At 29.1% G+C, this 14,603-nt stretch carries 12 protein-coding genes; 3 read left to right on the top strand and 9 right to left on the bottom strand.

Annotated elements, in window-relative coordinates; translation table 11 throughout:
- The first annotated feature begins 168 nt into the window (after window positions 1–168).
- The gene (locus tag QVZ41_RS10335; protein ID WP_302884502.1) at window positions 169–1,050 is read left to right on the top strand and encodes an AraC family transcriptional regulator; all 882 of its coding nucleotides are present in this window, start codon (window positions 169–171) and stop codon (window positions 1,048–1,050) included.
- An 83-nt stretch (window positions 1,051–1,133) separates the two neighbouring features.
- On the opposite strand, the gene QVZ41_RS10330 is transcribed toward QVZ41_RS10335, so the two are convergent.
- The 7 genes from QVZ41_RS10330 to QVZ41_RS10300 all read right to left on the bottom strand — a co-directional run bounded on the left by QVZ41_RS10330 (window position 1,134) and on the right by QVZ41_RS10300 (window position 10,466).
- Window positions 1,134–1,574 (bottom strand): MarR family winged helix-turn-helix transcriptional regulator, encoded by a 441-nt coding sequence (locus QVZ41_RS10330; RefSeq protein ID WP_302884501.1) that lies wholly within the window; start codon window positions 1,572–1,574, stop codon window positions 1,134–1,136.
- Between the two features lie 4 nt (window positions 1,575–1,578).
- A complete protein-coding gene (locus QVZ41_RS10325) occupies window positions 1,579–2,118 on the bottom strand; it encodes an NADPH-dependent FMN reductase (RefSeq protein WP_302884500.1) in 540 nt (179 codons plus the stop codon).
- A 187-nt stretch (window positions 2,119–2,305) separates the two neighbouring features.
- Entirely contained in the window at window positions 2,306–5,152 is a 2,847-nt protein-coding gene (locus QVZ41_RS10320) for a redoxin family protein (protein WP_302884499.1), read from the bottom strand.
- Window positions 5,153–5,290: 138 nt separating this feature from the next.
- Window positions 5,291–6,052, bottom strand: coding sequence for a LytR/AlgR family response regulator transcription factor (locus tag QVZ41_RS10315; protein WP_302884498.1), 762 nt, complete (start codon window positions 6,050–6,052; stop codon window positions 5,291–5,293).
- Window positions 6,053–6,056: 4 nt separating this feature from the next.
- Window positions 6,057–7,997 carry a sensor histidine kinase gene (locus QVZ41_RS10310; RefSeq protein ID WP_302884497.1) on the bottom strand — a complete coding sequence of 647 codons (1,941 nt, stop codon included), beginning with the start codon at window positions 7,995–7,997 and terminating at the stop codon, window positions 6,057–6,059.
- 121 nt (window positions 7,998–8,118) lie between these two features.
- A complete protein-coding gene (locus tag QVZ41_RS10305; RefSeq protein WP_302884496.1) occupies window positions 8,119–8,880 on the bottom strand; it encodes a LytR/AlgR family response regulator transcription factor in 762 nt (253 codons plus the stop codon).
- A gap of 2 nt (window positions 8,881–8,882) precedes the next feature.
- Window positions 8,883–10,466: a sensor histidine kinase gene (locus QVZ41_RS10300; protein ID WP_302884495.1), complete on the bottom strand. Its 1,584-nt coding sequence runs from the start codon at window positions 10,464–10,466 to the stop codon at window positions 8,883–8,885.
- A gap of 514 nt (window positions 10,467–10,980) precedes the next feature.
- Here QVZ41_RS10300 and QVZ41_RS10295 point away from each other — a divergent pair.
- Both QVZ41_RS10295 and QVZ41_RS10290 read left to right on the top strand, forming a co-directional pair.
- Window positions 10,981–12,609, top strand: a complete 1,629-nt coding sequence (locus tag QVZ41_RS10295; RefSeq protein WP_302884494.1) for an acyl-CoA carboxylase subunit beta — start codon at window positions 10,981–10,983, stop codon at window positions 12,607–12,609.
- Window positions 12,610–12,674: 65 nt separating this feature from the next.
- Window positions 12,675–13,388 (top strand): YebC/PmpR family DNA-binding transcriptional regulator, encoded by a 714-nt coding sequence (locus QVZ41_RS10290; protein ID WP_302884493.1) that lies wholly within the window; start codon window positions 12,675–12,677, stop codon window positions 13,386–13,388.
- Window positions 13,389–13,457: 69 nt separating this feature from the next.
- Here the strand turns inward: QVZ41_RS10290 and QVZ41_RS10285 are convergent, their stop codons facing one another.
- Together QVZ41_RS10285 and QVZ41_RS10280 are read right to left on the bottom strand one after the other, a co-directional pair.
- A complete protein-coding gene (locus QVZ41_RS10285) occupies window positions 13,458–14,288 on the bottom strand; it encodes an IS3 family transposase (RefSeq protein ID WP_302884725.1) in 831 nt (276 codons plus the stop codon).
- 2 nt (window positions 14,289–14,290) lie between these two features.
- The coding region (locus QVZ41_RS10280) for a helix-turn-helix domain-containing protein (protein ID WP_302884492.1) at window positions 14,291–14,603 on the bottom strand (313 nt) is incomplete at its 5' end.

Here is a 14,603-nt window from a genome sequence, read left to right as displayed (position 1 = left end):
TAAACATGGACAATAATACTTTCTACAAACAAATAGATAATAAAGCAAAAAAAACACACAATAAACAACAAAAAACATATTAAAATACTTATCAAAAAACACATCAATAATAATATTGTATTTTTATCAACAAATAATTATCTTTTCGATTTACACAAATAACTAAAAATGGATGATATCACACTTAAAGAAGGATTTCTTGGACAAAAAATGCTTACTTTGCCAAAAGCAATTATAAATATTGTTAAAAGTAATGCTATTACCCATCATTTTTATATTAGTGACATAGGACATTACCCCATGGCAAATTATCATCACTGCCAAAGAAAAAGAGGAGTAGGTCAATATATATTTATTTATTGTACAAAGGGAAAAGGCGAAATCTACATTAACAAAGTAAAAACAGAAATTTCTCCAAACCAATTTTTTATTATCCCTAAAAACACAAAGCATGAGTACAAAGCAAATAAAGAAGATCCATGGAGCATTTACTGGTTTCACTTTAATGGATCTTTGGCTTCAGAACTCTATAAAAGATATGAAAATACTAAAAACTCTAGAAATATTACTTTTTCAAATGAAAAAATAGAATTGTTTCATAAAATATTTCATCTATTTGACAACAACCATCTAGAGCATCAAATAGAATATGCTAACTTACTTAGTTTAAACTTTATCAATAACTTTATTTATCATGACTATGATTCTAATATTGAAGAAATAAGTAATGACACTATTATAGAATCTATAAAAAAGTATCTATTAAATAATTTAAACAAAAGTTTTACATTAGATGAAATTGCCACGAAATTCAACTATTCAAAATCTTATTTACACACAAAATTTAAAGCTACCACAGGTTATCCTTTAATGGTGTTTTTCAATTTAAAAAAGGTTCAAAAAGCCTGTGAATATTTAAGTTATACAGATCTAAGTATTAAAGAAGTTAGTCATAAAATTGGGTTTGAAGATCCATTATATTTTTCAAGAATTTTTAAATCATACATGGGTAAATCTCCTAGAGACTATAAAAAAAGTCAACAAAAATAAAAGCCAGTTGAAATTTCAACTGGCTTTTTACAAACTAAACTTAACTTAATATACTAAAATTCAACATTGTTGAAAAAAGATTCTTAATTTCTAATTTTATCTAAGAGTTGACAAAGTTGTATGGCCTCATCTTCTGTTAAATGTTGTATTTGCTCCATGGTTTTATTAAAAGATACTTTCTCTAAAAGTTGTAATCCTTTTTCTGTAATAGAAACATAAACAGCTCTTCTATCTTCTTCGCATCTCACTCTTTCAATAAGTCCCTTATCTAATAATTTATCTGTTAAACGAGTAGTGTTAGGAGATTTTTCAATCATTCTTTCTTTAACTACTTTCATCGTTATCGGTTTTTTTGCTCCTCTTAAAATTCTAAGAATGTTATATTGAGGAGTAGAAATTTGATAAGGCTCTAATTCCTTATTTCCTAAAGCACTAAAAAATTGAGCTGTATACTTTAAATTCAAAACTGCCTTTAGGTGTTGTGAATCAAAAACAGTGTTTACTTCTTTAGAAAATTCAGTCATAATATTAGGCTTCTAATAATTCTTTATGAAACTTATTAACCAATTTGGTTAATTCCTTATTTAAGTCATCATTCACAATAGCTCCATCTTTAAAATTATCTCCAAAAGAAGCTAATGAAAAAGTACCAACTACCATCGCTCCATGATATGGCATTCTACCTGCTGCAATTTCTAACACCGTAATTCCACCTCTTTCTCCTGGAGATGTAGCCATAAAGATTACTGGTTTATCTTTCCAAACATTTCCATCAACTCTAGAAACCCAGTCAAAAATATTTTTAAAAGCAGTTGAGTAAACTCCGTTATATTCTGCAAAAGAAACTATAAATCCATCAGCGGTAGCCATCATAGCATCAAAATCTTTAGCCAATTGTGGAATTCCAGATGCTCCTTCTCTATCTAAACTATATATAGGCATTTCGTAATCGTTCAAATCAATAGTAGTGATTTTAGCATCGCTTAGTTTACTTGCCGCATACTCTGCTAATTGTTGATTGATTGAGTTTTTACTATTACTTGCTCCGAATACTATTACATTTTTCATTTTACTTTCTAAATTTTATATGTTTTTATACTACAAATGTACAAATAATATTTACCATGGTAAATAAAACCATGTGAAATATTTTAATTATTTATAAATTAATAAAACATAAATAGCGGTATTGTAACTAATAATTTAGTTACAATACCGCCATTTATAATAAATGTATTTATTTTATTGTAAAGTCTTATTCTTTTTCTAAATAGCTATCTAAAAGTAATTTTATACTTTCTGGGCTATGGAGATCACTAGTATTTTGTTTTACAACCTCCCCTTTTTTATTCACCAATAAGTAATGAGGAATACCAGAAATATTAAATTTATCTCCTAAATAATTCCATTCGTCTTTTGACACCCTATAATGCTCTCCTTTAATACTGGGAATCATATTGTTATAAGTAGTTTTTGGAGATGATGGACTTGTTATATACACAAACGCAACGTCTTTATCTTTATAATCTTCTTTAAGTTGTTTCATTCTTTTAATTCCAGATCTACAAGGACCACACCAAGTTGCCCAAAAATCGACAAATATTACCTTACCTTTATACTTAGAGGTGATAGCTTCAAAAATTCTATTGGCTTCTATGTTTGACGTTGTATTAACTACATACCCTGTTCTGGAATTATTCGCCTCTATTTTGGTTTTTAGTTTATCGTTTTCAATAGTTAAAACATTGGCGATAAAACTATTTTTAATTTCTTTTTTAGAAGTTTGTATTTCTGAGTCTGAAAGCGGCGTGTAATTGCGACTTAATGTTCCTAGAATTTCTTGAGCAATAATAACATCTGTACTAAAAGTATCTTCTAGGTTTTCGCGAATCTTTTCAATACCTTTTCTCTTGAGTTCACTCGAAACAAATTTATCGATATGGCTTTTGTACTTTTCTGAAAATGCACGATTTTGCTTATTAGTTTCTTCAGAATAAAATAATTTAAGATTTTCTTTTTCTTCCTTGGTTAATAAGTTTTGTGCCTTTATTTGGTATTCTTTTTCTGCTTCTGTAAAAGTAATATCTAATTTATTTGACTTTATATAATCTGTAAAATTATCTAACGACATGTTTTCACCAAAATACTTTTTACGCTCTTCATCTGTCATTTTTTGATATAAGGTTCCAAATTTTCTACTAATGTCTCTTAAAATATCTTTATGCGTATCATTAAATTCCTTTTGCTTTTTAATGGCTTGGGCATTTTCTATATTATATGTTTTATGCTTTTCTATTAAAGCGAGTTCATCAATAGTTAATTCTACTCCTTCTTCATTCAAAATTTTTGCCAATTCAACGACATTAGGATGTGTTACACTTATACCTTCTCGAAACGGTTTTAAAAATTTTAAACGGTTTATAAAAGAATTGTAACTACTTGTTTCTATAGCTTTTTTATTATTTAATATATTTGGGGTAATAAAACTTATATATTCTGCATCTATATCATCACCGTCTTTAGATGATGATCTTTTATACATATCGTAACTAAGTGCTTCTTCATAACCTCTATATGTTAACTCATCATGCATTGTTTGATATGCTTTTGTGCTTAAAAAACGTGTTTTCGAGATACTATCTAATTTATGAATCTGTTGTTTTTGTATGTTAAAACAAGCTGTTTTATAATCTTTAAGTGTAAGCTCTTTTATGTTTTTTGTTAGGTTATAATAATCTTCATCAAACACCATAAAAAATAAACTATTAACATCGGTATTTAACTGTTTTAAATCTCCTGCAAAAAAACCATCACCTCTTTTAGAACTATTTATGAAATGCCATGTCTTTTTTCCAGGAGCTACATATACAGCCGAATAACTTTTTGGAAACTTAACATATACTTGTTCTAAATGATAACATGGAAAACTTACAGAAAAACTACCATCATCTTCTATTTCAATTATATAAGAATCTTGGTCGCCAGTAAAAATATTATTTACAGCAACTGTGCCTGTTCTTTCTGTATTATCTTTATCAAAGTTTTTTATAATGCCCGTGTAAGTTGCTATACCTACTTTAAGAATGGTAGTATCTAAAACAATACTTGTATTTTCTTTTAACTTGAAATTTGGGTTATTGGTTTTTTCGAGACTATAAGGTTGAAGTTGTTTTTTATTAAACCCAAAACTAACTGTATTATTAGTATTTGGTTGTACATACATTACTTTTTCGGTGCCATTTTTTTCTAAAATAACAATGTATTTATTGCCTTTCTTTTTAATAGATTTATAGTTCCATTTAACTTGATCTAATACAGCAAAATTATAATACAATGTGTGTGACCATAAGTTACTTCCATCTGTTTTTAACCAATTTCCTTGTATTTCTTTCGGTACTATAGATGCCAAGTATGCTGCTACATTTTCTGTTCTAGAATTAGGGTATGCTTTATTAGATTTATACAAATCGCCATAATTACCGTTATAACCTATTTGCAAATAACCATCTGCATACCAATCCTTAAAATAAAACATTTTATAACCAATTTCATCTTTTACTAAAAACCTGTATTGTCTAGATCCTGAATAATTTACTACTTGTTCAACTTCATATTTTTTTCCATCAAAAATAAATTCATCATCTGTTAAAGAAAACTCAAGCTTATTATTTCCATCCGTTGTATACCATGTTTTCTTGAGGAAGTCAGGGCATTCTTTTAAAGTTGTATAACTAGATTTTCTTGGAGTTTTTTGCCTAAAAAAAGTTTTAAACCCTTCTCCTCTGTTAACAGATAGGGTGTCTTTGCTAATTACTTTAATTTTAAACTCTTTGGTATCATCATGATCATTTGTAGCCGTAAACGAATAAAGATTCTCTGATTTTTTAAAATCATCATTATACAAATAGGGTTGCCAGTAACTTTCTATAAAATGTTTGTGTAGGGTAAATTCTGTAAATCTATTTTTATCGAGAACGGTAGTCCATTCTCCAAAAACTAATTCTGGTAAATCGATTTTAGAATTATTGTCGTTTTGTGCAAATATCTGAGTTGTCAAAAGCAAGAAAAGTAAGTAGAAAGATTTAATAATTTTTTGTTCCATTTTCATAGTTTTTTTTTGGATGTTGAATATTTTGATTTACAATTTATTGTTTTATATATGTTTATTCCAAATAATTACGTTTATACACAGGTAAACCTAAATTAATTTTATTATGTAGATATGTTTCTTTTTAATTTCTTAGACTCCTATCCAAGTTTTAATTGCCGAATTATAACTTCTACCTGTGGTAATACTACTCTTTTTTAGATTGTTTAGAGTGATGGTAAACCTACTGTTAAAATACTTCTGAATTTCTTTTACGTATTCTGTATTGATAATGACAGCCCTATGCACCCGTAAAAAATTATCTGGTAATTTTTCTTCTAACTGAGTTAAAGTGTCTTCTATTAAATAGTTTTCTTCTTTTGAATGAACAGAAACATATCTTTCATCTGCACTAAAATGACTAATCTCTTCTAACTTTAGAAAAATAAGCTTGTCTCCTTTTTTAACTGTTAAAGAAGTCATCTTTTTGATTTCTTTTTTGGATGACAAATCCGTTAACATTTGCATTATATTCTGAGAGGCTTTGTTATCACTAAACAATTTTAATTTATCAACTGATTGTTGCAAACGTTCTAAACCCACTGGTTTTAACAAATAATCTATACTATTGGTTTCAAAAGCTTTTAACGAATATTGATCATATGCCGTACAAAAAATAACTATCGGAATTGTTTTTAACCGTTTTAGCATGTCAAAACCTGATACTTCTGGCATTTCTATATCTAAAAAAATAAGATCTGGATTTAATGTCTCTATTTTCTCTTGTCCTTCTACGCCGTCTTCTGCCACCGCAATTACTTGAAAGGTATCGGGAAAATTTGCCAATAATTTCTGCAAACGTTCTCTAGCTGGTGGCTCATCATCAATAATAATGGTTTTATATATTTTATTCATATCACTAACCTTTTGTAATTGAAATTGAAATTTGTTTAACCGGTGTGTTTTCCCATTTTAAAGAAGCTTTATCTCCATAGCTTAATCTTAGTAAATCATAAACTGTTTGCAAACCATGTCCGCTTACCAAACCATTTGGAAAACTAGGTCCGTTATCACTCACTATTATTAGCAGATTTGCTAATTCTTTTTTAATCTCTAGCGTAATTAATCCTTCTCCTCTAATTTCAGAAATACCATGTTTGATCGCATTTTCTACCAAAGGCTGTAAAATATACATGGGGATTTCTTCATTTTCTAAAGTTTCATCTATGTTTAGAGTAAATTTTAAACGATCTCCAAAACGTATTTTTTCAATTTCTAAATAATTTTCCACCATTAAGACCTCTTCTTTAACAGTACTCATTTTTTGTCCTTTTTTATTGATAGAATATCTAAACAAATTAGACAAAGACAAAGCCATTTTTTCTGTTTTATCTGGGTTACTATGTGCCAAACCGGCAATAGAATTTAAGGCATTGTATAAAAAATGTGGATTGATATGCGACTGTAGTAATTTTAATTCAGATTGTGTATTGGCTTCTTTTAATTTACTTAATTCTACATCTTTTTCTTTTACTAAAGAATCTGAAAAGTGGTTGAGATAGATGAGAAGGCCTCTTCCAATAGATATTGCTCCTGTAAAAATAAAAACGGGTATATAGCTGGTTGCATATTCTAAATTACTGATTATATTTGGTAATAAAAATATTGGAGTATTAAAAAATAAAAATGTAAAAAATGTTTTATTAATTAATTGAAAATTAAAGTTTTTAATTTTTTGAACCCAATTTTTTTCTATAAGCCAAAGTGATAATGAAATCACTAATGCAATAATACTTGGGATAAATAAAATACGAGAAATGATATCCATTAAAGTTAATGGTATGACGTATTCCATCATTTGATGTATTTGTTGAAAATAACCATTAAAGGTTAAATAATTATAAAGGAATAAAAAATGAATAAAATAGATACAAGTAGCGCATATTGGTAAAAAGTAGTTTAAAAAGGAATTTTTAAACTTTCTTTTTTCAAAATAACTAAAGAGCAAAATAAAAACTAAACTTCCTATGATACAAAGACTAGATATAACTTGTATTTTGTTTAGTTTTTTGTTTAAAAAAAGACTGTAATATCTCCAGGAATATGTATTCGTTAAATAAGTTTTAAACTGCTCAAAAAAATCATCACTATATAATTTTTGTAATAAGAAGATATCTCTGTCTAAAATTCTGTTATCTAAACCTGTTATTTCCTTTGAAGCAAATACAGAATGACCGTCAACATTTGAATCATTTTGAAGAAAAACTAAGTTTCTTAATACTCCAATCATTAAGTAATTCTTTTTTTGATCAAAAGAAAAGATATCACCTATTGAAACAATTGTTAAAGGGAAATTACGTGTTATTTTATTGTCTATGCGTTCAAATGGTCTTGACTGAATAGAATAGCCTTGACCTAGTTGTATAAAGTCATTGCCTTTGTTCTTGTATAAACTACTGGGTTCAAAGCTTAAAAGAATATGAGAATCTTTGATGTCTTTAAGTTTATAACCATTTATGCTATCTAAAGGATTTTTTAATTTACCCCTATTTAAAAAACTTGAAAGAGGTTTGCCAACGAAGGTATTAAAAAAAGCAATTTTTTTATTAGGTAATAGTTTTTTTAAATCAGTAATCACTTCTTTAACAACTAAACTATCAGATTTTGTAGCTTCATGAAGTTCAAATAAGATTGGCCCTTTTGATTTTCTAAAAACTGAAGTTTCACCATCAAAAACTCTGTTTTTCACATATTCCCAATTTGGGTCTTGTGGATTTTTTATGACTTTTTGAGTCATAATTAAACTGGTTGTAGCAAAAATAACAACCAACAAAACAATTTTTAAAACATCTTTTTTCATCACAGTAAATTTAATTATTTATACCACAAAAGAAGTTTAAAAGCTGTTTAGGTAAAATGAGTTTCGGTTAAACTGCAATATGGATGTAATGAGTTGCATTTTTTTAAATAAAGTCATTTTATTAAATATTCATCCATTCTTTTATAGCCTGATAATAACTTCTCCCAGTGGTAAGACTACTCTTTTTAGGATTATTTAAAGTGATGACAAACCTGCTATTAAAATATTTTTGAACATCGTTAACAAAATCTGTATTAATAATTACAGCACGATGAACACTTAAAAAGTTATCTGGTAATTTTTGTTCTAATTGGGTTAAAGATTGTTCGCTTAAATGGATTTCATTATTGGTATGTACATTTACATATTTGTCTCCTGCCTCAAAATTTGAAACATCTTCTAATTTTATAAAAACAAGCTTATCCCCTTTTTTAACCGTAATAGAGGTCATTTTTTTAGCTTCTTTTTGAAATGATACTTGTTTTAAAAAACTAGAAAAATTTTGAGTTGAAAAATGCCTATCGAGTAATTTTAACTTTTCAATTGTTTTTTCTAAACGCTCTAAACGGACAGGTTTTACTAAATAATCAATACTATTGGTTTCAAAGGCTTTTAGAGAATATTCGTCATATGCCGTGCAAAATATTACAATAGGAATCGTTTCCAATGCTTCTAACAACTCAAAACCAGTAAGCCCTGGCATTTCTATATCTAAAAAAATGAGATCAGGTTTTAAATCTTCTATTTTTTGTTTGGCTTCTCTTCCGTTTTTAGCGGTATCTAAAACATCAAAAGTTTCAGGAAAATTCCCTAATAATTTTAACAAACAATCTCTTGCTGGCGGCTCGTCATCTATAATAATAGTGCTGTATTTTGTACTCATTTTTAAGCTGTTTTATCAATTAAAATACAAATGCTTTTTTGTGGTGTGTTTTGCCATTTTAAAGCTGCTTTGTCTCCATAACTCAAGCGCAATAAATCATATACTGTTTGCAAACCATGACCACTCACCAAACCTTCAGGAAAATCTGGACCATTGTCTGTCACTTCAATTTCTAATCCTTTGTCCTTTTTTATAATATTAAGTTTTATAACGCCTTTATCTTCAATTTTAGACACACCGTGTTTTACCGCGTTTTCTACCAAAGGTTGTAATAAAAACATAGGAATTTCTTCTTGTAACACCTCGTCTTCAACATTTATAACAAACTCTAAACGATCGCCAAAACGGGTTTGCTCTATCTCTAAATAACTACGCACCATTTCTAATTCATCATTTACGGTACTTATTTTTTTATCTTTTCTGTTGATGGTATATTTAAACAAATCTGATAACGACAAGGCCATTTTTTCTGTTTTATCGGCATTGGTATGTGCCAAACTTGCAATAGAGTTTAAGGCATTGTATAAAAAATGTGGATTGATTTGTGATTGTAAAGATGTTAATTCTGCTTTGGTTTTTAACTCTCTCAGGTTAGAAAGCTTCATCTCATTTTCTACAATTAAATTTCGTTCTTTAAAAATAAAAAAGCTTATTAATGACCTTATTACAGCAATAGACATGGTGTATAGAAAAAACTCAGATAACCTTAGGTATTGTGCATCAGAATTTAAATTTCCTGAAAAATACATCATCAAAAATATAGCAATAAAAGGTAAAATACCTGTAGATAAAAATATCAAAGCTGTTTTTATAAATAGGCCTTGCGAGGTTTTTTTGATTTTATTTTCTATGAATCGAAGAAACAGAATGATTGGAAGCAATAACCCCATACCCGATACATCTACGAATTTCATAAAAATTGTTTCTAGAAAAGAATGATTAGAACGATACTTTACAGGAAATTCTAAAAACTTATAAGAATAATCCCAACAGCTTATCAAAAAACTAATAAATATTAAACTTATAGTAGCTACAATGATAAATTTAAAATTCCTATTTTTTATTTTAAACTCTAATGCTATATCTATTTTTTTAAGAATAAATAAAAATAGCAACAATAATAACAAGGCTGGCAAGGCAAGGACAGCTTCTGGATTTTGCACCCACCATAAATCACGGTCTCTTCTTTTTACTCTTTCTTTGTAAATATCATCTATTATATAATCAAACTGTTTGTTAGCTATTTTAAGGTTCTTTTCAAAATCTAAATTATATATTTCTTTTATAAAAATTTCTAAAGTATCTAATGGATTTTTTTTCACACCAAGCACATGAATATCAGACGCACCAGGAAAATTAATAGGCGTTTTATTATTAAACCTTACTAATGCTTCTGCTATTTTTAGCTTTGATAAACGATTATACTCTGATTCTTTGTCATTATTAACAAACAGTTCCGATTTTACTATATACTGATTAGTTTCATCAACATAAAAACCATCATCATCTCCATTATTAAAAAGAGTATTATTTATTAAATCAATATTTAATTCTGATTTTTTTGGAGCTGAAAATGTAACAATCATATTAGGTGCTTCATCTTTTGAAAACTCAATATTTATAGTTTCTGTGATTACATCTAATTCTTTTAAGATTTTCGCAACCTCTAAAGAATCCGTTTTTGTATAATCTCCTTCTAATTGAACTTTAACATCAGTATTCCATTTTTTTTAAGGATAAAAGTTTATTTGCATTTATTTCAACAATGTCTTCCCATGGTACTTTGGGAAGTTTTTTCGATTCTTGAGAAAACGATTTAAAAGCTATTAATAGAAACAAGAAAGCGTAGTATGTTTTTTTCATCACAGTAAATTTAATTATTTATACCACAAAAGAACTTTATTAGTCTCTTTGGTAAAATACTTTTCTGACGAACTGCATGATGAAAGATTAAAATGCATTTATTCTTTCTTATCAACCTTTTTGCTTAGGACAAATACAAACAAGTTAGATTTTTGTATAACAATAAAAACATCTTAGTAACTGTTACCCTAAAAAATGTGATCGTTTTTGTACATTTGGCACTGCAAAAAATAGACAATGAACATCAATTTTAATAAAAACGAAGACCATAACAAATTAGCTTTATCAGACTTAAGATCAAGATTTGCTAAAGTTGCTGTGGGTGGTGGTTTAAAAAGAATAGAAAAGTTACACCTAAAAGGAAAACTGACTGCAAGAGAAAGAATTGATTACTTATTTGATAAAAAAAGAAAATCAATTGAAATTGGTGCATTTGTTGGCGATGAGATGTATCAAGAACACGGAGGATGTCCTTCTGGTGGAGTGATTGTTAAAATAGGATATGTTAGCGGAAAGCAATGTATTGTTGTGGCTAATGATGCTACTGTAAAAGCAGGTGCTTGGTTTCCTATTACAGCTAAAAAGAATTTAAGAGCGCAAGAAATTGCCATGGAAAACAGAATTCCTATTATCTATTTAGTAGATAGTGCTGGGGTTTATTTGCCTATGCAAGATGAGATTTTTCCTGACAAAGAACATTTTGGTAGAATATTTAGAAACAATGCCCAAATGAGTAGTATGGGAATTACTCAAATTTCGGCTGTCATGGGAAGTTGTGTTGCCGGCGGTGCCTACTTGCCTATTATGAGCGATGAAGCTTTAATTGTTGATAAAACAGGAAGTATTTTTTTAGCGGGTAGTTACTTGGTAAAAGCGGCTATTGGAGAAAGTATTGACAACGAAACTTTAGGAGGAGCAACCACACATTGCGAAATTTCTGGAGTTACAGATTATAAATCTAAAGATGATAAAGATTGTTTAGATACCATTAAAAACATCATGGATAAAATTGGTGATTTTGACCAAGCTGGATACAGCAAAAAAGAAGCATTACCACCTAAAGAAAATCCTGAAGATATTTACGGAATATTACCAAAATTACGTTCTGATCAATATGACATGAATGAAATCATCAAACGTTTGGTAGACAATTCTGATTTTGAACCTTATAAAGATGGTTACGGAGAAAGCATTATTTGTGGTTATGCTCGTATAGAAGGTTGGGCTGTAGGAATTGTAGCCAATCAACGTAAAGTTATCAAAAACAAAAAAGGTGAAATGCAGTTTGGTGGCGTGATTTATTCTGACTCTGCTGATAAAGCCACTCGTTTTATTGCCAACTGCAATCAAAAGAAAATTCCTTTAGTCTTTTTACAAGATGTTACAGGTTTTATGGTAGGTAGTAAAAGTGAACATGGTGGAATTATAAAAGATGGTGCTAAATTGGTAAATGCAGTGTCTAATTCTGTCGTTCCGAAATTTACGGTAGTAATAGGAAACTCTTACGGAGCAGGAAACTATGCCATGTGTGGTAAAGCTTTTGACCCTAGATTGATTTTTGCTTGGCCATCAGCAAGATTAGCGGTTATGGGAGGTGCTCAAGCAGCAAAAGTATTGGCTCAAATAGAAGAAGCTACTTTACAACGCAAAGGAGAAGAAATTACTCCTGAAAGACATGCTGAGATTTTAAAAAATATAGAAGAAAAATACGACAAACAAACGTCACCTTATTATGCAGCTGCAAGATTGTGGACAGATGCGGTAATAGATCCTTTAGAAACCCGTACTTGGATTTGCATGGGAATAGAAGCTGCCAACCACGCTCCTATTGAAAAATCTTTCAATTTAGGTGTCATTCAAGTTTGATAAAAACACTTGTAGCAGAATAGAAAAAATAATAATTTTACGGCACTTTAATAATACATATAGAAATGGGTAGAGCATTTGAATTTAGAAAAGCTAGAAAGATGAAACGTTGGTCTGCAATGGCAAAAACGTTTACAAGAATTGGTAAAGACATTGTTATGGCGGTGAAAGAAGGAGGACCAAATCCTGATGCCAATGCTAGACTTCGTGCTGTTATTCAAAACGCTAAGGCAGCTAACATGCCTAAAGATAATGTAGAAAGAGCGATAAAAAAAGCAACTGATAAAGATACTGCCAACTACAAAGAAACCTTATTTGAAGGATATGCTCCACATGGTATTGCTGTAGTAGTAGAAACAGCTACAGACAACAATAACAGAACGGTTGCCAATGTTCGTGCAGCATTTAATAAGTGTAATGGAAACTTAGGAACTTCTGGTTCTGTCGTTTTTATGTTTGATCATACTTGTAATTTCCGAATTAATGCAGAAGGAAAAGATATTGATTTAGAAGAATTAGAACTTGATTTGATGGACTTTGAAGTGGAGGAAGTTTTTAAAGATGAAGACGGAATTTTAATCTACGGTCCTTTTACACAATTTGGAGCAATTCAATCTTATTTGGAAGAAAATGAATTCGAAATATTATCTTCTGGATTCGAAAGAATTCCAACCACTACAACTGAGTTGACAGAGGAACAACAAGCAGATGTTGAAAAATTATTAGAAAAATTAGAAGATGACGATGATGTACAAAACGTATATCACTCAATGGCATAATAACTATTATACAAAACTAAAAAACCTCTGCTTTATGGACAGCCCCCAAAAAGTTGGACGGTTAAAAATTTAATTATTGATATGAGCTCGATATTTTATCGGGCTCATTCCCTTTAAAAATGATGATATTCTATCATTATTATAATAGCAAATATATTCATTAATTTCCTTTTCTAATTGCTCAATCGAGTTCCATTGTTTTAGATAAAACAGCTCAGATTTTAAAGTTCCAAAGAAGTTTTCAATAATAGCATTATCTAAACAATTCCCTTTTCTAGACATACTTAGAATCATCTTGTTCTTTTTTAAGATATTCTGATATTTTTTCATTTGATATTGCCATCCTTGATCAGAATGTAATAATACATTAGTTGCTGTGTGGCTTCTAAAAGCTTTCCCCAGCATTTGAGTTATCTGTTTAAAATTAGGACTCCTAGAAATTTGATAACTAATGATTTCTCTACTACATAAATCAATAATTGGAGACAAATAAAGTTTTTGACCTTTAACTTTAAACTCTGTAATATCTGTAGCCCATTTTTGATTGGGTTTAGAAGCCTTAAAATTCCGTTTAAGTATATTCGGAGCTATTTTACCTTGAACTCCTCTGTAAGAACGATACTTTTTAACTCTAATCAAAGATTTTAACCCCATGGACTTCATTAGCCTTAATACTGTTTTATGATTGATGATAATACCTCTATTGTTTAATACTAAAGTGATTCTTCTATAACCATATCTACCTTTGTGTTGATGATAGATTTGAGTAATAAACCTTTTTATAAACTCGTATTTATCAGGCTTTTTATTCTTCTGTAAATGATAATAAAAACTACTTCTAGCCATCTTTGCATGATGTAACAATACCGACAAATCATACTTATGCCTTAACTCTTTTATGGCTATTGCTTTTTCTCTCTGGCTTGAGCTAAGGCTTGTAACTTTTTTAGCAAATCAAGTTCTGCTTTTAAATATTTATTCTCTTTTAAAAGCTCTTCTTCTCTAGTTAATGGTATAGATTTATTTTTTCTAGACTTGGATTTCATTCCGATAGGTCTTCCTTTAGGTTGATTTTTAAGACCTTTCAAACCTAAGGATTTATATCTTCTTTGCCAATTAATAATACTAGCACCACTTCCAATATCAAATAGAATACATGCTTGCTTTAATGAAAGATGTTCTTTTTCTATTCGTTGTAAAACATCAAGTTTAAAT

Origin of the sequence: Wenyingzhuangia gilva (genome assembly GCF_030519655.1) — a bacterium.
In the GTDB taxonomy this organism is placed as follows: Bacteria; Bacteroidota; Bacteroidia; order Flavobacteriales; family Flavobacteriaceae; genus Wenyingzhuangia; species Wenyingzhuangia gilva.
This window is presented reverse-complemented; position numbering and strand designations above follow the sequence as displayed.

Bases quoted from the DNA above. Each gene is read 5' to 3' on its own strand.
- QVZ41_RS10335 (WP_302884502.1), top strand. From the start codon at position 169: ATGGATGATATCACACTTAAAGAAGGATTTCTTGGACAAAAAATGCTT.
- QVZ41_RS10330 (WP_302884501.1), bottom strand. From the start codon at position 1,574: ATGACTGAATTTTCTAAAGAAGTAAACACTGTTTTTGATTCACAACAC.
- QVZ41_RS10325 (WP_302884500.1), bottom strand. From the start codon at position 2,118: ATGAAAAATGTAATAGTATTCGGAGCAAGTAATAGTAAAAACTCAATC.
- QVZ41_RS10320 (WP_302884499.1), bottom strand. From the start codon at position 5,152: ATGGAACAAAAAATTATTAAATCTTTCTACTTACTTTTCTTGCTTTTG.
- QVZ41_RS10315 (WP_302884498.1), bottom strand. From the start codon at position 6,052: ATGAATAAAATATATAAAACCATTATTATTGATGATGAGCCACCAGCT.
- QVZ41_RS10310 (WP_302884497.1), bottom strand. From the start codon at position 7,997: ATGAAAAAAGATGTTTTAAAAATTGTTTTGTTGGTTGTTATTTTTGCT.
- QVZ41_RS10305 (WP_302884496.1), bottom strand. From the start codon at position 8,880: ATGAGTACAAAATACAGCACTATTATTATAGATGACGAGCCGCCAGCA.
- QVZ41_RS10300 (WP_302884495.1), bottom strand. From the start codon at position 10,466: ATGATTGTTACATTTTCAGCTCCAAAAAAATCAGAATTAAATATTGAT.
- QVZ41_RS10295 (WP_302884494.1), top strand. From the start codon at position 10,981: ATGAACATCAATTTTAATAAAAACGAAGACCATAACAAATTAGCTTTA.
- QVZ41_RS10290 (WP_302884493.1), top strand. From the start codon at position 12,675: ATGGGTAGAGCATTTGAATTTAGAAAAGCTAGAAAGATGAAACGTTGG.